Source organism: Bradyrhizobium sp. USDA 4486, from assembly GCF_054057995.1.
Genome location: NZ_JBSRZV010000001.1, coordinates 4,896,378 through 4,915,070, shown reverse-complemented (window position 1 = coordinate 4,915,070; position 18,693 = coordinate 4,896,378). Strand labels below are relative to the sequence as shown.

Sequence of the window (18,693 nt, the reverse complement as noted above, 5' to 3'; positions counted from 1 at the left end):
CGCATTGATCGGTGCTACGCCGGAAGGCACCGCGCTCCGCTCGGGTCGATGGTGATGGCGATCCGATCTCCGGATGCGGGGCGGTTGCCGTGCGGGTAATGTGCTTCCATCAGAACCTCCTGCCCGGACACATTCAGGCGGAGGCGGCAAAGGGCGCCGTAGTAGTTGCTCGAAAGGACTTCCGCCTGCAGGGTTTGCGCGTCCGAGGCGTTCTTGGCCGGCTTCACATGCTCCGGCCGGACGATCACCGTAGCGGGTCCCGGCTTTTCATTCAGCGGCAGACGGATGGCCTCACCGACGCAAAATTCGCCGTGGCTTACAACGCCATCGAATATCGAACACCACCCGATGAACTCGGCGACAAACCGTGTTCTGGGCGTCTCATAGATTTCAGCAGGCGTTCCGATCTGTTCGACGTGTCCGCTTCGCATGACCACCACGCGGTCCGCGAACATCAGCGCTTCTTCCTGGTCGTGGGTCACAAACAACGTTGTGATCTGAATGCGCTTGAGCATCGCGCGAAGGTCCTCACGCAGTCGGACGCGAAGCTGCGCATCAAGGTTTGAGAACGGCTCATCGAGCAACAGGACCGCCGGGTTCATTGCCAGCGCTCGCGCGAGTGCGACACGTTGCTGTTGGCCCCCCGACAACTGGCTGGGATAGCGGCCGGATAGGTGGGATAATTCGACTAGCTCAAGCATCTCTTTCACGCGCTGCTTCCGGGCGCTCGCCTGCACGCCAATATTCTCGAGGCCGAAGGAGATGTTTTGCGCGACGGTCATGTGCGGAAAGAGTGCATAGCTCTGGAAGACCATGCCGGTATCGCGACGGTAAGGGGCCAGATTTGTCACGTCCTTACCTTCGATGAGAACGGAGCCGGACGTCGGCTGCACAAATCCCGCGACCATACGCAAGGTCGTGGTCTTGCCGCAGCCAGACGGGCCCAACAAGCAGACCAACTCACCCTTGTCGAGGTCAAGCGACACCTCTTCGACGGCGGCCGAGTTGTTGTAAACCTTGGTCAGCTTTTTAAGCGATACTACGGCCATCTGGCGTCCTCCAGCCTCAGCAAACAAATCCAGTCAGAGCGGATGGATCGATCTAGAACAATTTGTCGACCCCGATGACGCGTTCGATGATCAGGATCACCACGACGGTCACCGCGATTACGATGGTAGATACGGCGGCGACCACCGGGTCGTAGCTATATTGCACATAGGTGAATATCTGGACGGGCAGCGTTACGGTGCCGGGATTGGCGAGGAACGAAGAGAGCGTAACGTTGCCGAACGATGTGACAAAGGCAAAGACGGCCGCCGTAATCAGGCTCGGCGTCAGAAGCGGCAGGGTTATTCGCCGAAATACCCGCAGTGGCGGCGCGCGCAGATTCATGGCTGCGTGCTCCAGCGTCCGGTCGAGGAGCAAAAGACCCGTAACCAGCGTGCGGACCACATAAGGCAGCATAATCAGGAGATGGCCGACGAAGAGCCCGATGAACGATTGGCCCATGCGGAGCCATGAGAGGAATTGCAGCAAACCAAGTGCCAACACGACGACAGGCACGATGAGCGGCGATAGAGCCAGCGATTGAAACAACGTCGCGCCGGTGAATCGATAGCGGACGATCGCGAATGCGGCCGCGCTGCCTATGACAAGGACGAGGATGGTTCCCAGCGTAGCCAATTGGGTACTCGTCCAAAGCGAGGACATAAATTGCGCATTTGCGATGGCAGCAGTGTACCAGCGAAGCGAAAATCCGTCGGGAGGGAACCGCAAGGAGTCGTCCCCGGTAAGCGACGTCATTACGACGATCACCGCGGGAAGCGTCAACATCACATAGACGGCGCCGCGAACGAAAAGTCCGCCAAACGCCAACAGCCGGTCGGTGAAATCAGTTTGCAATTGAAGCGCGTCCGTACTGCGCAGATTTGCTTGTGATGAGTATGTTCGTAGCGGCGATGACAAGGGTCGTGACCACGAGCAGAACGATCGCCAAAGTCGCCCCAAGAGGCCAGTTGAGAGCAACCGTAACCTGTTCGAAGATGATACTGCCGAGCATCTGCGCGTTGCCGCCACCCACGAGACGCGGGGTTATAAATGCCGAGACGGTCAGGATAAACACAAGAGTCATACCGGACATGATCCCGGGCAGAGCGACAGGGATGATTACCCGGCTGAACGTAGTTAGCCGGTTGGCTCGAAGATTAGCGGCTGCCTGTTCAAGAACGGGGTCTATCTTTGAGCAGACGCTCATTGCCGAAAGGATCATGTACGGTAAGAATTGCTGCAGCAAGACCAGCAGAACAGCGCCACGATTGTATAGCAAGCGAAGCGGACGATCGATCAGGCCGAGACCGAGAAGGGTCTGGTTGAGCATGCCGCTCCGGCCGAGAATCACGATCCACCCGAACACAATCACGACCAGGCTCAAAGTCAGAGGCACGATGACTAGCATTAAACGCCAGCGGCGTTTCTTTGGAGGAAGTCTCGCGAGTGAATACCCGATGGGAAATCCGAGGAAGACGCTGGCGATCGCAACGACCAAGCCGTCGACCACCGTTTGAATGAGGACATCAAGGAAAAACGGGTCGGATGCGATCCTGACGTAATGTTCGAGCGAAAAGCCCTCGGCGCCGAACGATCGCGCGCCGGGATAGAGGCTGGTCCTGAGAACTCCAATCAGGGGCAGTATGAAGAAAAGTACCAGCAGCAGAAGGCTTGGCGCGATCAGCACCAGCCATGCCCGGTCTTGTGCCTTTTGACCACGAACCCCGAACAATCGCCACGTATTCAATTCTAAAAGTCCCAAACGCTCGCCGATAGAGGTGGAGGGGACGCTGCGCGTTTCCCGCATTGATGCTACTGCATTTCCCTGTTGAACCGCGTGAGCCAGTCACCTCGATTCGCGGCCACTTTTTCCCAATTGATGGGACGGAGTTCTTTGAGTACGTCGTTTGCGTACATAACCTTGCCGGCCACTTCAGGTGGCAACTGCGTGCTCACAGGCGGATTGTATCCGAAGAAGCTGGCCATTTCGACCATGAAGTCTCCCAATACCAATTCCGCGAGATAAGCATTCACAGCTTCGGGGTTTTTTGTACCCTTGACAGGACTCGAATACGAGCGGATGGCGTACAAGCCTTCTTTCGGGACCACCAGAGCCATGGGCTTCCCGGCTCTTTTCATCGAGAAGACGCGTCCGTCATAGAAGAGCCCGGCCCATGCTTCTTCTTGTTGGAAGAGCTGAAGCATGTTGACCGTCGATGACGTAATGGCAGCAAGGTTCGGCTTGAGCTTTTTTAGCGCAGCAAATCCAGGGTCGATGTTGTCGACGTTGCCGCCATTGGAGTCCGCCAGCGCAAGCAGCTGAAGGACTCCGCCCGAGTTTTCGAGGTTCAACATGGCGACATGCCCCGCAAGGTCTGGCCGGGTAAGATCGGCAATCGCTGCAAGCGGCGTTTTCACCTGCTTTGTATTGTAGGTGAGAACCATTGCGGAAATGGACATCGTGACGCCGTAGTCTCCGAACTCTCTCACGCCAGGCAAAATCTTTGAGGTGGCTTCCGAGTTTGTCGGAGTGACCACGGATGCCTTGATAAGGTCAGGCATGCTTGGGCTGTCGCACATCACGATGTCGAAGGGAGGATTTCCTGGAGAAGCGATGACCCTTGCGACCGCCGCAGCGGAGGTCGATGGCGTGTACACAACGGTAAGGCCTGTTTTCTCCTGCAAGGGCCTAGCGACTTTGTCCCGAAGGATACGGTCGTAGTCACCTCCAAAGCCGTTGATATTCAGTGTGACGCCCTCAAATTGTTTCCTCTGGGCACGCACGACGGCCGGAGCGGCCAGCGCTCCTGCTGACAACGCCACGGTTTGCAAAAAGCGACGCCGATCCATTGTAAAGCTCCTCTAGCTTTGATCGTCACAATGAAATTTTGAACACAACATGTTGTCTTTTCACTGATGGCAAGCATAGAAACCAGATCGCCGCGATCTAGAACGCAGATGATTAGGAATTTGGCAGAGAGCCGATGACACCTCTCGTTCAAGAGACCCATCGCGCCGCGAAATTCTGGAGCCTTATGGTAACTCCGTATCCCTTTGAAAGACAGATCACGAAGTTGGCCATCGCCCGTTATCGCGCGGTATTCGGGCCGTAAATTGGTTGTTTCGCAGCGGATAGAAGTTCGTTTTAGGACAATGCAACTCACGGCCCTTGCTCCTATCCTTGCTTGTGCCTTGAGTGGCTCGTCTTGGTTTGAGCCCGGGGCCTCGCTAGGCGCATCGACGCCATCGTCTAATCCGGGCATCGCTCCCGGCGTGATCATCGACTGGAAGAGCGACGTCGAGCGCCTGGACCATGCGCATGGCTGGACGAGCAGCCCGTTGGTGCAGAACTTTCTACGACCTTTGCTCGATCAACCGGCCACTTGAACCAGTTCAACGACAATGACATCAAGCGCCGGCAGCAAAGCCTCCTTTTGGCCTGTTCGCGGCCGGGACGGTACCATTTGGTGGCATGGCGAGGTCCGAATTATTGGCGTGTGTGCGCTTTCCGCTGACTCTCATAACCTCGGCTCCGCGTATAGAGACTGATTGTAGGAATCCACCTCATCAGCCAGGAGACCGGGCTGACCACGAAGAACGGGCACAGCTCGGAACGACGCGCGCAAACATTGTTTGTGGCGAAGAACTGGCCGTCGATATTATAGATTGCAATCCGCCGATCGCCGACTTCGACGCCAAACATCTCACCATGCGCCAAGTCTTTGATACTCTAAACTTCGGCCTTTTGGCGACAGCTTCTTTCATGGTGCGCCGCTCTCCGGCAATACTGGCGAACATTCAGGCTTTACGCGAGCGGCACGAGCGGCGGGCCAAAGCCACTAAGCTATTTGCAGGTATGGCATAGCGGCGTGCGTAACACCTAACCTGATTGAACGATCTGAGTTCCGCAGTACGGTCACGCTGGGATGTTCGTCGTCCGATCGCGTACTCAGCAACGATACATGCTCTTCGTGCGCAAAAGGTTCGCAATTAATCGATCGGGGCGCGGCATTTCGACGATATCCGCGCAGAAATCGAAGAAATCCGGCTCTGAGTATCAATAGTCTGGCGAAATGCAAGTTCTCTTGGAGGCCTGAATGGCGTCGCAGACCACGAGTTCTCTCGGAATTCTGGATCTCGAACGTGGGCTTCCACCCGGCGTTACGCCGACGCGAGTGCCCGGATCGCTGATGAGCTCCGCCACCTACGACTTTCCTGTCATTTCCGAAACTGTCGCCGGAGCTTGGGCAGATGTCGCCATGCGCGGTGATCCTGAACTCGAGCTGGCCTATATCGCAGCTGCTCGGCGACTGGTCGAGCGAGGTGCCGTCGTAATCAGTTCAAACTGCGGCTTTTCAATTCGCTATCAGGCGGCGGTAGCCGCGTCGGTGAATGTCCCTGTGGTGATGTCGAGCCTGCTTCTGGTGCCGGCCTTGCTCCGCCAGCTGTCACCAGTCGCTAAGGTCGCCGTAGTGACGTCCGATTCGAAGCAGTTCAGAGACGATCTGCTTCCGATGAGTTGTCCGGACGAGCGCGCGAGGATCGTTATTGGTGGCATTGAAGAGGGTGCGTATTACCAAAACGTGATGAAGTCTCCGCCTGTACCGACTGACGCAGCCGATATTGAGAAAGATGTTGCGGCCTGCGTCGCACGGCTCCGCGCCGAGAACCCGGAAATCGCTGCGATCGTGTTTACGTGCACAGGATTTCCGGTAATAACGACAGCGATCCGTCGCACCACGGGTCTGCCTATCTACGATATCACGACCCTCTGCCGGTCGACGCTTTCGGCGCTGGCCTAAGGGATTGCTTTGTGCGTCCCGCAATAGTTGCCCTGCTACCTTCGTAAGCAACGGCCATTGACGATCATTGTTGAGCAACTGTGACAGTCCATGTGCCGGTACATTTCGATTTGACGGCCCTTCCATGGAGGTGGGTGCATTCCTCTTTTTTCAGCCGCATCGCCGGTCGAAAGCGATACCGTCGAGCCAGCACTGACGACTTCCGGCGTTTCCTTGAAATTATGTCTTGAGCGGCCTTGCGAAGCGCCTGGAGGAAATGATGTTCATCTATCGTTGCCACGTTCAGGCATCTTGGCTTGATCTAAACGGGCATATGAGCGCTCGCTCGTATCTCGACGTATTTTCCGATGCCGGTGCGCTAGCCCTGCGAGACTTGGGGCTCGGCCCGTCCTATCTCGAGGGAAGTCACACTGTTTTCACAGGCGATTTCCATATCACCTACGTGCGCGAGATTCATGCCGGAGGAACCCTGACGGTTGCCACGCGCATTCTCGATTTGGACACTAAGCGCTTCGTCTTCCACCAAGAAATGACAGACGACAGCGACGGCGCGCTGGCGGCGACGGCGGAGCACCTGCAGCTCAACGTCGGCCTCGTGAGCCGAAAGGTTGAGCCGTTCCGTTCAGAGATCTTCGATCGTCTTCGGAAGGCGCAGCACGGCCAGGGTGAAGCCCCACCGCGGAATGTGGGCCGCGCGGCGTCTCTCACGGCGGGCGCGCCGGCCCGATGAATTGGCGCCGCGAGGGATCGGCGGCGTCAAACTGCGTACGCGACCTCGCCAGCGAAGAGGGATGAAAATCCATGCCGATTCCATGTGATTGCCGTCCTTTTAGCCCGGGAACCCGGGCCTTGAGCTCGAGGCGGCACTGTTTCTGTTCTTGAGTGCCAGGCCGGACCTAGGCGGAGATCCTGAGTAGGGCCGCGCCTGGACATGGTGCCGGCGCAGTTCCCCCTCTGGTCACCCGGCGTCCCAATACGCCTGTCGCGCCTGCGAAAACGGCGTCGTGCGGGCCGAGGCTCCGGCCCAGTTGATCGAGGGCGGACTGCCCGCCGAAGCAACCGTTGACCAGATTCTGGTGTTCAAATATGCCGATCATCTGCCACTCTGTCGCGAGGCGCAAATCTATGCGCGCCAGGGCATCGCTCTCGATCGATCAACGCCGGCGGACTGGGTGGGCCATGCGGCCTTCCATCTGCGTCGGCTGCATGAGCGCCTTCTCACAGCGCTTCGCACGAGGTCCAAGCCGTTTGCCGACGAGACGACGGTGCCGGTGCTCGATCCTGGTCGAGGGCACACCAAGACTGGCCAGCTCTGGGCCTATGCCGCCGAGGACAGGCCCTGGGGCGGCCTCAATCCGCCAGGAATCGACTACGTCTATGCCCCCCGATCGCCATAGCCGAGCGGCTGTTCAACCATCTTGCCGGCTTCAAGGGCATCCTGCAGGTCGACGGTTACAGCGCTTATCCAGAGCTTGCTGATCGCGGCGAGGTCGAGCTCGCATTCTGCTGGGTCTACATGCGGCGCAACGTCTACGAACTCGCGGCAGCGGGCCCCGCGCCGATCGCGAGGGAGGCGCTGAAGCACATTGCCGCACTCTACGCGGTTGAGAAGGAGATCCGCGGCCGCAGCCCGGAGGAGCGCCGTCTCGCGCGGCAGCAGAAAAGCCGGCCGCTGGCCGATGCCTTCGAGTGCTGGCTACGCGCCAAGCAGCTGTCATCGGCCAAAAGATCAAGCTCGCCGCCGCCATTCGTTACGCTCTCTCGCGCTGCCAGGAGCTGACGCGCTTCATCGATGATGGGCGCAGCGAACTCGACAACAACACGGTCGAAGGATCGATCGGTGGCATCAAGCTCAGTTGCAAGAACGCGCTGTTTGCAGGATCCGACGGTGGTGCCGGACACTGCGCTGTCGCCGCGTCCTTGATCGAGACCCGCAAGCTTAAAGACATCGCCCCGCTTGCCTATCTCACCGATGTTCTGACGAGGATCGTCCACGGACATCCAAATCGCGACATCGACCAGCTACTGCCCTGGGCCTACCGCGCTCAAGCCCTCAAAGCCGTGGCCTGAAAACGAAGCTTACAATAGAAACTGTGGCTGACAGATCAAAAGAGTTTTTCAACATTGTAGTCCGGCGGCGTTGCTAGCTTGAGCTCATCAGGTCGGAGCGCCGCCCGCTATCTCGAGATGTGAAACCTCGCCGAGCAATCTTCGCGCAGCTGTTTCGTTGTCCGTTGAAGGCGAAAACCGATCGATGCGCTTTGCAAGACGAGTTGCAACGTGAGTAGGCACCTCAGCGTGCTTGCCACTAAGCCACACCGCGATCCCGAGTGAAGAGTGACTACTTGGAACAGTTCGATCGTCCGCTATGCGCGAGCACGCACGTCGAGATGCCAATGATGGAGATTTACGCCGCATCCTTCTTCCGCTGGGGACTCAGAAGCAGAGTCAAGACCCGTGCACCTTATTTCCTCCGCGCAGACAGGTAGTCGAACGTCGAAAGAGCGTGACAGCGAACGATGTCGAACAACTCTTCGACTTGGACATGCTCGTCGGTGCCCCCCATCCCGCGTGGCGCCGGGCCATAGATAACGGCGGGCACCCCGCGGTTGCGCCAGAGCCGCGCATCGGTGCTGCCCAACCCCGGAATAAGTTGCGGCGGCGCACCAGTAATTGCCTCAGCATTTTTGGCGACGATTCCCACGAAATCGTGGTCCGGTTCGGTCCAATTCGCCTCGCCGCTTGTTAAGATTTCGTACGAGAAATCGTAGCTCTGGCGAAGCTTCTCGATGTATTCGAGAGCGTCTTGGATGAGCACGCCCATCGGCAGTCTAAAGTCCACCTCAAACGTGCAGTGTGACGCAATCATGTTGACGTTGGTGCCAGCATTGATACGGCCCACGTTCATAGTAACGCGACGGGCATTCTCGGAAGCACCGTCGCCGAACGCAAGGTCGTATGCTGCTCCCGCCTGTGCCAGCGCCGCAACGATACTCGGTGGCTCCTGGAAGTCGAACTGTCCGAATTTGCGCAGATCTGCGATCAAAGCCGATGCCTGATCTACCGCACTTGGGCCAACATGGACGTAGGCGCCGTGCCCGCCCTCAGTCTCGACCTTAAAGCGAATCCACAGCAGCCCCTTTTCTCCGAGGCGGAGCGTGTGACGGCTGCTCGGTTCGCCGACGAGAACTGCCGTTCCGGTGATCTCCTGCGGACAAACATCAAAGAGATGACGGGAGCCATTCGGCCCAAAGGTTTCCTCGTCGGAGACCACAGCCAAAGTTAGGCGTCCATCGAACTGACCGATGCCCATCGCATGCGCATAAGCGTAGGAGACGATCGATGCGGTCGTCCCGACTTTCATATCGGCGACGCCGCGTCCGTAAATCGCACCATCGCGTTCGTGCGCTTCCCAGGGATCAATACTCCATTGCATCGCGTCAGGCACGGGAAAAACATCGATATGCCCGTTCAACACAAGATGTCTGTCGCGAGTGCCGAAAGTGGTGGTCGCGACGAGATTTGGCATCGTCTCGTCTCGATTCTCCATACGGTAGGGAACATCGCGGGCGTCGAGGAAATCGCGGACGCACTGCATGGCTGAGCGCGTATCTCCAGGGGGATTTGGCGATCTTTCTTTAACCAGCTCTCTCACCAATTTAAGGATCACCTCACGATCCTCCTCGATCTTCGCGAGTAGCGCCTGGCGTGAGGTGAGGTTTGTGTTCGATTTCATTTCGCTCTTGCCTTAGTCAATTCGATGAATGCAGGACACGTCGATTCGCACGTTCACCTCGTCGCCCTGCACGGGTGCTCTTGAATGCCGGAAGAATGACTGCATAAGCAGTTGTTCACCTGACAAGGATAGGATCAGTCGCGTCACGCCGCCTGTGAAGACGGCGCTCGTTACACGAGCCGTCATGCTTCCGGGGCCGTCACCCAAGCTCACATGCTCGGGTCTGATCATCACTGCGGCTTTGCCGTCCCTGCCAGCCAGGGGAAAGGACAGACCGCGGTCCGATGTGAAGCGATTGTGCTCGATCCGACCCTCGATCAGCGTGCATTCTCCGATGAAATTCGCTACGAACGCGCTCGCGGGCGTTTCGTAGATTTCCGCCGGGGTGCCCAGCTGAGCCAATCGGCCGGCGTTCATCACTGCGATGCGGTCAGAAAACACGATGGCCTCTTCCTGATCATGCGTCACGAGTATGGTAGTGACGTCGATCTTGGCGATCAGGCGCTTCAACTCGTCGCGTAGCCGTACCCGCAGCTGTTTGTCGAGGTTCGAGAATGGTTCGTCTAGAAGCAGGACGGCAGGCCGTATCGCAAGGGCGCGCGCAAGGGCGACACGTTGTTGCTGGCCTCCGGACAATTGCCTGGGATATCGCGCTGCAAGATGGGTCAACTCGACAAGTTCAAGCATCTCCGCGACGCGCGCGTTGCGCGCCTTGCGCGGGACATTGATGTTGACTAGTCCGAACGCGACGTTCTCCTCGACGGTCATGTGCGGGAAGAGCGCGTAGCCTTGGAAGACCATGCCCGTGTCGCGACGATAGGGAGGCATGCCCGTGGCTTCGCGGCCATCGATGACGATCGAGCCGGACTCCGGCTCCATGAACCCCGCGATCATCCGCAATGTTGTCGTCTTGCCGCAGCCCGAAGGACCTAGGAGACAGAGCACTTCTCCCTTTTGTACCGAAAGCGTCAAGTCGTCGACGGCAACGGCGTGGCCGAACGTCTTGCACACATTCCGTATGTCGACGGTCGACGTTGTAGTCTGGGTCATACGGTCTTGCTCATGCCGAACAGCCCCTCGACGATGAGGAGGAGCCCCACCGTTCCAAACACGACGAGCGCGGACACCGCCGCAATGATAGGCTCGAAGCTTTGCTCGACATAGGTGAAGATCTGGACCGGAAGGGTGGTCTGCCCGCCGTAGCCGAGGAAGATTGACAAGGTGATGTTTCCGAACGACGTCACGAACGCAAATACCGCGGCAGACATCATCGTCGGGGCAAGGATCGGCAGCGTGATCCGGATCAGGACACGCAGTGGCGAGGCCCTGAGATTCATTGCCGCAAATTCCAGATTTTGGTCGAAGTGAACCAGGCCGGATAGCAGTGTTCGCACGACGTAAGGAAGGGTAATCAACACGTGACCGATAAAGAGGCCGACCACGCTCTGGTTGAGCCGGAGCCAGACCAAAGCCTGCAGAAGACCGAGGCCGATCACAACCATCGGCACCACCAGCGGAGAGAGCGCCAGGCCGAGGAGAAGCGTTTTGCCGGGAATAGCGTGACGAGCGAGGGCAAACGAGGCTGCTAGCCCAATGACGAGCGACGTGATTGTTGCGATCGTCGCCAGCTTTGCGCTGACCCAGAACGCGTCCATGAAGACGTCATCTGAAATCGCGGCGTAGTACCAACGAAGCGACAGCCCGTCCGGCGGAAAGCGAAGGGCCCGACCGGCCGTCAAAGAAGAGGCTATGACGATGATCACCGGCGCCAGGAGGCAAATATAGACGGTGATGCGTAGCAAACGTCCACTGACCGACAGGGCATGATCGACCAAAGATTTACGCACGAGCCGCCCCCGCGTCCTGCGTCTTTCTGGTCCGAATCCTCGAAGCCGCCGTCACCACAATGGTCAGCGCGAGCAGGATGAACGAGAGGGCAGATCCGAAGCCCCAGTTCAGATAGGTCAGGATCTGGTCGTAGACGATGCTGCCGATCATTTGCACGCGCTGCCCGCCGATCAATCTCGGCGTTACGAACGCGGATACGCTGGCCGTGAACACGAGGCTCGATCCAGCGACGATTCCCGGCACCGATAGCGGAAGAACGACCCGAAGCAGTGTAACCCATCGCGTAGCCTTCAGATTGGCCGCAGCGAGCTCGAGTGCCGGATCGATCTGAATAACGACGCTCATAATAGACAGGATCATGAACGGCAGGAACTGCATCACGAGAACGAGGACGACGGAGGGGCCGTTGAATAGTAGAGCTCCGGGCGTATCGATAAGGCCGAGCGCCAGTAACAGCGAGTTGACGATGCCGTTACGTCCTAACAGGACCAGCCACCCGAACACGATGACGATAAGACTGAGTGTGAGCGGCAGTACAACCAAGATGACATACCAGCGGCGCCTGTAGGGGGGCATCCGACCCATGGCGTAACCGACGGGGAAGCCCAGGAAGACGCTGATCAAGGTGCAAAGCACCCCATAGCCGATCGTCTCTGCGAAGACTCGTAAATAGAACGGATCGAGCAAGGCTCGATCGTAGTGTTCCAGGGATGGAAAGCCGGCGGTCCCCGTACCCTTGAAGCTGGCCGCCAGAAGTCCCATCAGGGGCATGATTAGGAAGAGGCCGATGACCAAAATCATCGGCAAAACCATCAGCAAGATAGACACTCGCCGGCGCATGGACTGTTTAATCCCGATTCAGTCGTGCGATGTCAACGTATCGCCTTGTTGAATTCTTCGGACCACAGGCTGCGCGACTTCGCGACCTTCTCCCAATCTACTTTCTTGAACCCATCAAGAGCGTCTCCCTTGAATACAAGATCCTTGCCGACCGCGTCCGATATGGCGATCTTAGTCACGGGTGAGTAGCGGAAGAACTCGACCATCGGAGCGATTGCTTCGTCGGAAAGCTGCTGATCGATATAGGCAAGTGCGGCTTCACGGTTCTTTGAATTTTTTACAAGATTCAGGTAGTTCAACAGCCCGAACACGCCTTCCTTAGGAAGGATGGTGGCGAGCGGGGTGCCGCTCTGGCGGATAGAATAGGTGCGGCCGTCCCAAAACGGACCCGCCCAGACCTCCTCCTGTTGGTAAAGTTGCGCGAGGTTAGTTGTTGCAGGCGAGGTCGTTGCGACGTTCGCCCGTATCGCGCTCAAGAACGAAAAGGCCGGTGCGAGATGGTCAACATCGCCGCCCGTAGCAGCACCGATGCCGAGCAGTGTTAGGAGGCCACCGGTGTTCTCGGGGCTGATCAGAGCGAGCTTGCCTTTGAGATCAGCGCGAGCGAGGTCGCTGTAGGAGCTCAGCGGCTGTTTCACATACCTCGAATTGCAGGCCAAGATGATCGCATTGGTAAGATACGGTACGCCGTAGGCGCCGAATTCCCGCACCGCCGGCTTGAGCTTAGCGAGGTTTTTGACCTCTGCCTCTGTAATCTTCTCGACAACATCGTTGGCGATGATGTCCGGCATGTTCGGGCTGTCAGCCATGATAATGTCGAAGGGCGGATTGTCTTTAGAGGCGATCAGCTTGGCAACTGCTGCCGACGCTTGACCGGGCTGGTATTTGACTTGAAGGCCTGTACGTTTACGAAGCGGCTTGGCCACGTACTCGTTTAACAGCCGATCCCAATCACCGCCGTAACCGTTAATATTCAGGACAATCCCATCAAATTTCTTGGACTGCGCTCGCACTATTGCAGGAGCAGCAATGATGGCCGCAACCGCAGACAGAAATGTTCGGCGATACATGCAAAGCCCCTTTCGAAAACCCAACCCCGTTCCAAGATAGGCGGCCCGCTCACGCCATAGCAAAAACCGGGAACATATGCCGAAGTCACCCGTATTTGCGTCGCATCTCGATAGCTGTGCATTTCAGCGTTGGGCCATTTAGTATAGTTAGTATACAGAGAATGTCAAGTGGCGAGCGACGGAATCTCACAGCGTTTCTCAGGAGTTCTTCCTGATCAGTCTGGTCAATGTTGCCTGGCTGTGTAATTGAGTCTGGATAGCGTCGATCGCTCGCTCCATATCTTCTCTCAACCAAGATACTCAATGGCCCCGTCATCAAAGCGAGCCCCCATATCAGGCAGCGGACGATTCCTTTATCAGGCCGTGACCGAGACGCTGCGTTCGCGGATAGCGTCTGGCGACTATGCGCGGGGAGAGCGAATCCCGAGTGTCGACGAGTTGGCCGCTGAACTCGCTGTGAGCAACATCACGATGAGGCGTGCCATTCGGGACCTCACGCTTGAAGGGCTCTTGATAGGACGCCAAGGTCTCGGCGTTTTTGTCGCCGACGACAAGCGGATTATTCGTACTATCGATGCAAGCAAGCTTTCTGCGCTTGACGAAGAGATGCGTGCTTCCGGTATCGAGGCTAGTCTCTACGACCGAGGTATCTCAGTCGTGCCTCCGACCGATGAGGCATTCCTGAAGGGTCTCGTTTCGCCCCACGCGTCACTCTATCGGCTGGAGCGCTTACTGCTTGCCGATGGCAAGGTGGTGGGGCTCGACACCCTTTGGCTACCGAGGGGGCTGGCGGACAAGCTAAAGGATCATCTGCATGGCGAATTTATCCTTCCGCTGTTGCCGCGATATGGGATTCTTGTTGACCACATGAAGTACCAAGTTGAGGCTACGACCGCGCCTGAAGATCAGGCAAAGGTGCTGGCTGTGGTATCAGGTCATCCGTTACTGGTCATGCGCTACTTTCCGATGACGAAGGACGGTCGACCGATTTTGGCGGGGCAGAATGTGACCCGCGCAGATCGATTTACCTACAACTTTACGAGCCGCGCCGAATAGCGACTGAACTTCCTCCGAATTGATGGACACCCGTAGTAGGCTCGAAGAGCCAGGAGGTGTCGGATGGGAAGGACGTCAACGTCGGTCGTTTACGGCGACTAAGGGCAAGGTCGCTGCATAAAACCCCCGTTCTGACCGGGTCGCGAGGGGGGGGGGCAGTTTTCCATGTCGCCCGACAGCGGTTGATCTCGTAGCGTCGAGCGGGCGCTCGAGGGGATCTGTCGCCAAGGAGCTTGGCCTGCGCGATTCCGCGCTGCGGGGGGGGAGCGGCGAGGGGGCCGGCTGGAGCTAACGGCGGCGACGCGATGTGCAGGCGACGTTGCCGTAGGGCGGATCACGCGGCAGAGATCGCGCCTTTGTACCGAGAGAACGAGCGTTTGCGCATGGAGCGCGACATTAAAAAAAACGTCGATCGCAATCTTTGCTGGAACACGGACAAGAGATTCCGCTTCATCGAAGATCGCCGCGCCGATTATCCGGAGACGCTCCTGTACGACGTGGTCGGTGTTTCGCCGGCCGGCTATTATGCTTGGCGCTCGCGCCCGGAGAGCCGACGATTGGCCTCTGATCGTGAGCTCGTCGACGACATCAGGCGAGTCCACCGCGACACCCGCGGGCGCTATGGCAGCCCGCGTATCCATGTCGAGTTGAAGGCCAGGCCGCGGGCGAGTTGTGGTCGCATCGAGCGGTTGATGCGGCGTCGCGGCATCAGCGCCATCATGGCGCGGCGACGCCGGGTGCGGACCACCGACAGCCACCACGACCTGCCGATCGCCCCGAATCTGCTCGATCGCAACTTCATCGCCGGTGCTCCGAATCAGATCGTATCCATTCGGCGCAGGCCGCAGGGCTACCGCTTGAGCAGTCCAGGGTTCTCTTTGTAGAACCTGATCAGCTCGATCAGGTTCTCGATTTCGAAGTCGGTGAACGCCTTGACGCCGTTTTCTACAACACCATAGACCCAGATGACGCCGTCCTTGATCTCCATTTTGATCGAGATGTCGCGTAGCCAATCTTCGTCTTCGCCAAGGTCCTTCGCGACTTGGATGATGATGGTGACGTGATGGACCATGTTGACGTGAGTGCTCATGCTGCTTGAGCGGAGAGTGTTGATGCCGGCGTGCAATTCCAGGGCAGAAGCTCGTCCAGGCGATGAGCTGGGTGGGTGGCGATGCGAGCAAGGGCATCGGCCAGCCACACCTGCGGGTCGACGCCGTTCATCTTTGCCGTGACGATCAGGCTGTACATCGAAGCAGCGCGCCGTCCACCGAGATCCGATCCGCAGAACAACCAGGACTTCCGGCCAAGAGCGAGGCCTCGCAAGCGCCGTTCGGCGGCATTGTTGGAGAGGCACACGCGTCCATCTTCCAGGAACGGCGTGAAGCTCGCCCAACGCTTGAGGATGTAGTTGAACGCCTTGGCCAGGTCGTGACCACAAGACAGTTTGGCGGGCTGTTCGCGCATGTAGACCTGAAGGTCCTCGACCAGAGGCCGGCTCAGCGTCTGTCGCAGTTCCAGACGCCCCTCCGGGCTTCTGCCATCGATGGAGCGTTCGATCTCGAACAGCGCATCGATCCGCCGCACGACCTCGATCGCGATCGGAGAGAGCGGGATTTCCTTTTTTCCGGCGCCCTTGCGCCGGGCATTCTCTTCAATGTCGGCCATGGCAAAGAACGGGCGCCGTCCGTGCGACCAGCAGGCAGCCTCCCGGATCGGTCCGGGCTGGCGCCCCGCCAGATAGAGCTGGTTGTACCCGTCATAGGCGTCGGCCTGCAGGATGCCGGCTACCCGCCAGATGCGCCTGGGGATGCTCGCCCTTGCGGTCGCGTGAGTAGTAGAACATCGCTGCCGGTGGGCCTGCGCCCCAAACGGTCGGTCGTCCCGGACGTAGATCCAGCACCGGCCCGTATCGGTCTTTCCCTTGGCCAGCACCGGCACGGTCGTATCATCGGCACGAAGGCGCTCGGCCGCCATCACATGGGCTTCCACCAGGCGCAGCAGGGGATCCAACGACGCACAGACCGCCCCAACGGCATCGGCTATGGTCGACAGTGCGATCGGCACGCCTTCCAGCGCGTAGCGCCTCGGCCTGGCGGTTGAGTGGCTGATGCTGGCCGAACTTCTCGAACATGATCATGCAGGAGGCTCGGGCCAGCCCATCCCCGAGCGATGGCATGGAACGGCGCCCGCGCCTGGCTGATCTTCTCGCAATCGCGGCGGGAGAACTTCTCCCGGACCGTCTCACCTTCCACTGGCGCGGCACCACTTCCAGCGTGCGCGTCACGTCCTCGCAGGGCTTGCGCAGGCGATTGCTGCCGCAGCATTCGCAAGCCGTCGGACCATCGATCACCACCCGCTCCCGGGGCAGGTGCTTGGGGAAGGTCTGGCGCTCGGCGCGCTTGCGGGTAAATCCGCGCACCGTCGTCGTCTTGGCCACAGCCTGTTCCGCCGCCAGCTCGTCCTCGGTCGCGTCGGCTTCCAGCTCTTCGGACGGCAGCGCCAACTGCTCAATTAGCCGCGCCGAACGTTCCGACCGTTGCCCATAGATCTGATGCTTCAGTTTGGTGATCTGCAGCTTCTGCTGCGCAATCAGTGCCTCGCCTTTCGACGCTTTCGCGCGGGCGACCGCGAGCTCGGCGGCGATCTCCAAACCCTTCGCGCGCTCGGCTGCCAGCGCCGCCTTCAGGGCGGCAACGTCATCCGGAGCAGCGTCGCAAATCCGCATTCATGCGACGCAGTGAATCACAGATTGAATGCGTTGGGACTCCCCAAATGCGGGCAACTGGGAGATTTTCCTGGATTAGCCCGCGCTCTGCGGCCGCCAGCTCAGTTGGGGATTCCACCAGTCGATGCCCTCGAGCATGTAAGCCATTTGCGCTGCCGAGATCGACACCGCGCCGGCCCACGCCGACGGCCAGATGAACTTGCCGCGATCCAGGCGCTTGGCATAGAGCGACATGCCCAACCCGTCATGCCAGAGAATCTTGACCAGATCGCCGCGGCGGCCCCCGGAAGATATAGAGATCGCCGGTATGGGGATCGCGCTTCAAGCTTTCCTGAACCGCAAGCGCCAAGCTTTGCATGCCCCGACGCATGTCGGTGTGGCCAGTCGCGATCCAGACCCTGACGCCGCTCGGGACCGGGATCATTGTCGTCGCAGGAGCTCAAGAACCCGCTGCAGCGCCTCGCCGTCGACGTCCCGGTCAACGCGAACACGACAGCCACCGCCAAGCTCGATCTCGATGATTCCGGCCCTTGCGCGCTGCGCAGGCGGTGAAGGCGCCAGTTGTGGCGTGTCGCTCGAGATCGGAGCCGCTACCGGTGTGATCTCGACGGGAACGAGAGCTGGCACGGAATCACCCAGTCGCCCCTGGCGTGCCTATCGACGCCAGGTGAACAGCAGGCTATGAGCCACCCCGTGCCGGCGCGATGCGGTAAGCCTCGCCAAGCTGTTGTGCGCGGACGAGCTCACGGCGGTGTGGGTGCCGGACGAGCGCCACGAGGCTATGCGCGATCTCTCGCGCGCCCGTCAGGCAGTGAAGAAGGACCTCCAGCGCAAGCGTCAGCAGATCTCGTCATTGATGCGAACGCTATCATAGTTATGTGTGACAGCTTTTCGTCTTTCGACGTTCTCATAGAGCGCAGTGCGGACGATAGTGGTTGTACCCCACGCACAAGACGCGTTCTGTATATATGGTCGCCGCAATCGTACGCCTGCTTGGTTCGAAACGTACCAACTATATTGCTCTTATTCCTAGTGGCGGCATTGTTGCTCTTTTCACGTTGAGGTAGATCGGACAACCAACGAAGGAATACTGACTCATAATGCCGCCGGAATTTCTTAGCCTACTAGCGAAGATCTACCGGCGCTCCGGTCGGAGGCGAGAAATCTTCTGCAAATCTTGCCATTTGCGCGGCACATGACGTGGCGCTGTAGCGCCAGCAGGCAACGAGCCTGTGCGAACGTGGTCACTCCAGCCGCGAATGCATCCCAATGCAGGTGACAAGCGAGCACCGCATCTATTCTACAAACATCTGTTGTCTCTCTCCGGTGTAATGAGGTCGGCGAACCATGCTTCGCTTTTATTTCAGTCTTGCAGGGCAGCAAAATGTCGAAGACCCCTTTGGGCTGGCATTCGAGAATGAGCTGCAGGCGTTTCGCGCGGCCGAACGATTTGCGAAGGACCTGGCAAACACTCAACCTTCGCTGCGGGGCACCACTAGCGTAGTCGTTACACGAAAGGATCGAGACGAAATGTATCTTATAAGCATATGATCAATATCCCGATCCCAG

21 protein-coding genes and 2 pseudogenes are annotated in these 18,693 nt (G+C 58.6%); 8 read left to right on the top strand and 15 right to left on the bottom strand.

Annotated elements, in window-relative coordinates; all coding sequences use genetic code 11:
- Positions 1-14 precede the first annotated feature (14 nt).
- From ACVWY3_RS23510 to ACVWY3_RS23490, 5 genes are all read right to left on the bottom strand, one after another.
- A complete protein-coding gene (locus ACVWY3_RS23510) occupies positions 15-1,049 on the bottom strand; it encodes an ABC transporter ATP-binding protein (protein WP_456840603.1) in 1,035 nt (344 codons plus the stop codon).
- A gap of 52 nt (positions 1,050-1,101) precedes the next feature.
- Complete coding sequence (locus tag ACVWY3_RS23505; protein ID WP_456840602.1) at positions 1,102-1,902, bottom strand: ABC transporter permease; 801 nt, start codon at positions 1,900-1,902, stop codon at positions 1,102-1,104.
- On the bottom strand, positions 1,892-2,854 hold the full coding sequence (locus ACVWY3_RS23500; protein WP_456840601.1) for an ABC transporter permease: 963 nt from the start codon (positions 2,852-2,854) through the stop codon (positions 1,892-1,894). The genes ACVWY3_RS23505 and ACVWY3_RS23500 overlap by 11 nt, the downstream gene beginning before the upstream one ends.
- A 5-nt stretch (positions 2,855-2,859) precedes the next feature.
- Positions 2,860-3,897, bottom strand: a complete 1,038-nt coding sequence (locus ACVWY3_RS23495; RefSeq protein WP_456840600.1) for an extracellular solute-binding protein — start codon at positions 3,895-3,897, stop codon at positions 2,860-2,862.
- A 637-nt stretch (positions 3,898-4,534) separates the two neighbouring features.
- A complete protein-coding gene (locus tag ACVWY3_RS23490; protein WP_456840599.1) occupies positions 4,535-4,765 on the bottom strand; it encodes a hypothetical protein in 231 nt (76 codons plus the stop codon).
- Positions 4,766-5,144: 379 nt separating this feature from the next.
- Here ACVWY3_RS23490 and ACVWY3_RS23485 point away from each other — a divergent pair, with 379 nt between their 5' ends.
- The 3 genes and pseudogenes from ACVWY3_RS23485 to tnpC (ACVWY3_RS23475) all read left to right on the top strand — a co-directional run.
- Positions 5,145-5,849, top strand: a complete 705-nt coding sequence (locus tag ACVWY3_RS23485) for a hypothetical protein (RefSeq protein WP_456840598.1) — start codon at positions 5,145-5,147, stop codon at positions 5,847-5,849.
- Positions 5,850-6,108: 259 nt separating this feature from the next.
- The gene (locus tag ACVWY3_RS23480; RefSeq protein WP_456840597.1) at positions 6,109-6,579 is read left to right on the top strand and encodes a thioesterase family protein; all 471 of its coding nucleotides are present in this window, start codon (positions 6,109-6,111) and stop codon (positions 6,577-6,579) included.
- 183 nt (positions 6,580-6,762) lie between these two features.
- Positions 6,763-7,919: pseudogene (gene tnpC, locus ACVWY3_RS23475) on the top strand (IS66 family transposase); the annotation flags it as partial.
- A 394-nt stretch (positions 7,920-8,313) separates the two neighbouring features.
- Here the strand turns inward: tnpC (ACVWY3_RS23475) and ACVWY3_RS23470 are convergent.
- The 5 genes from ACVWY3_RS23470 to ACVWY3_RS23450 are packed head-to-tail and all read right to left on the bottom strand — an operon-like array spanning position 8,314 to position 13,343.
- A complete protein-coding gene (locus ACVWY3_RS23470; RefSeq protein ID WP_456840596.1) occupies positions 8,314-9,585 on the bottom strand; it encodes a M20/M25/M40 family metallo-hydrolase in 1,272 nt (423 codons plus the stop codon).
- 12 nt (positions 9,586-9,597) lie between these two features.
- Positions 9,598-10,635 carry an ABC transporter ATP-binding protein gene (locus tag ACVWY3_RS23465; RefSeq protein ID WP_456840595.1) on the bottom strand — a complete coding sequence of 346 codons (1,038 nt, stop codon included), beginning with the start codon at positions 10,633-10,635 and terminating at the stop codon, positions 9,598-9,600.
- The gene (locus tag ACVWY3_RS23460; RefSeq protein ID WP_456840594.1) at positions 10,632-11,432 is read right to left on the bottom strand and encodes an ABC transporter permease; all 801 of its coding nucleotides are present in this window, start codon (positions 11,430-11,432) and stop codon (positions 10,632-10,634) included. The genes ACVWY3_RS23465 and ACVWY3_RS23460 overlap by 4 nt, the downstream gene beginning before the upstream one ends.
- On the bottom strand, positions 11,425-12,246 hold the full coding sequence (locus ACVWY3_RS23455; RefSeq protein ID WP_456843436.1) for an ABC transporter permease: 822 nt from the start codon (positions 12,244-12,246) through the stop codon (positions 11,425-11,427). The genes ACVWY3_RS23460 and ACVWY3_RS23455 overlap by 8 nt, the downstream gene beginning before the upstream one ends.
- Before the next feature lie 59 nt (positions 12,247-12,305).
- Entirely contained in the window at positions 12,306-13,343 is a 1,038-nt protein-coding gene (locus ACVWY3_RS23450; RefSeq protein ID WP_456840593.1) for an extracellular solute-binding protein, read from the bottom strand.
- A 363-nt stretch (positions 13,344-13,706) separates the two neighbouring features.
- On the opposite strand from ACVWY3_RS23450, the gene ACVWY3_RS23445 reads away from it, so the two are divergent.
- Both ACVWY3_RS23445 and ACVWY3_RS23440 read left to right on the top strand, forming a co-directional pair.
- Positions 13,707-14,399 carry a GntR family transcriptional regulator gene (locus ACVWY3_RS23445; RefSeq protein WP_456840592.1) on the top strand — a complete coding sequence of 231 codons (693 nt, stop codon included), beginning with the start codon at positions 13,707-13,709 and terminating at the stop codon, positions 14,397-14,399.
- Positions 14,400-14,782: 383 nt separating this feature from the next.
- Entirely contained in the window at positions 14,783-15,283 is a 501-nt protein-coding gene (locus ACVWY3_RS23440; RefSeq protein ID WP_456840591.1) for an IS3 family transposase, read from the top strand.
- Here the strand turns inward: ACVWY3_RS23440 and ACVWY3_RS23435 are convergent.
- The 5 genes from ACVWY3_RS23435 to ACVWY3_RS23415 all read right to left on the bottom strand — a co-directional run bounded on the left by ACVWY3_RS23435 (position 15,250) and on the right by ACVWY3_RS23415 (position 17,482).
- Positions 15,250-15,489 (bottom strand): hypothetical protein, encoded by a 240-nt coding sequence (locus tag ACVWY3_RS23435; RefSeq protein ID WP_456840590.1) that lies wholly within the window; start codon positions 15,487-15,489, stop codon positions 15,250-15,252. The genes ACVWY3_RS23440 and ACVWY3_RS23435 overlap by 34 nt on opposite strands.
- Positions 15,486-16,463: an IS66 family transposase gene (tnpC, locus tag ACVWY3_RS23430; protein WP_456840589.1), complete on the bottom strand. Its 978-nt coding sequence runs from the start codon at positions 16,461-16,463 to the stop codon at positions 15,486-15,488. The genes ACVWY3_RS23435 and tnpC (ACVWY3_RS23430) overlap by 4 nt, the downstream gene beginning before the upstream one ends.
- Complete coding sequence (locus tag ACVWY3_RS23425; RefSeq protein WP_456840588.1) at positions 16,345-17,124, bottom strand: IS66 family transposase; 780 nt, start codon at positions 17,122-17,124, stop codon at positions 16,345-16,347. Before ACVWY3_RS23425 ends, tnpC (ACVWY3_RS23430) begins: the two co-directional genes overlap by 119 nt.
- Positions 17,125-17,199: 75 nt before the next feature.
- On the bottom strand, positions 17,200-17,358 hold the full coding sequence (tnpB, locus tag ACVWY3_RS23420) for an IS66 family insertion sequence element accessory protein TnpB (RefSeq protein ID WP_456840587.1): 159 nt from the start codon (positions 17,356-17,358) through the stop codon (positions 17,200-17,202).
- Between the two features lie 10 nt (positions 17,359-17,368).
- Positions 17,369-17,482 carry a hypothetical protein gene (locus tag ACVWY3_RS23415; RefSeq protein WP_456840586.1) on the bottom strand — a complete coding sequence of 38 codons (114 nt, stop codon included), beginning with the start codon at positions 17,480-17,482 and terminating at the stop codon, positions 17,369-17,371.
- 65 nt (positions 17,483-17,547) lie between these two features.
- Here ACVWY3_RS23415 and ACVWY3_RS23410 point away from each other — a divergent pair, with 65 nt between their 5' ends.
- The 3 genes and pseudogenes from ACVWY3_RS23410 to ACVWY3_RS23400 all read left to right on the top strand — a co-directional run bounded on the left by ACVWY3_RS23410 (position 17,548) and on the right by ACVWY3_RS23400 (position 18,675).
- Positions 17,548-17,676: a hypothetical protein gene (locus tag ACVWY3_RS23410; RefSeq protein ID WP_456840585.1), complete on the top strand. Its 129-nt coding sequence runs from the start codon at positions 17,548-17,550 to the stop codon at positions 17,674-17,676.
- Positions 17,677-17,821: 145 nt separating this feature from the next.
- Positions 17,822-17,983, top strand: a pseudogene (locus ACVWY3_RS23405) (IS110 family transposase); the annotation flags it as partial.
- A 488-nt stretch (positions 17,984-18,471) separates the two neighbouring features.
- Positions 18,472-18,675: a DUF6894 family protein gene (locus ACVWY3_RS23400; protein ID WP_456840584.1), complete on the top strand. Its 204-nt coding sequence runs from the start codon at positions 18,472-18,474 to the stop codon at positions 18,673-18,675.
- The last annotated feature ends 18 nt before the right edge of the window (positions 18,676-18,693 follow it).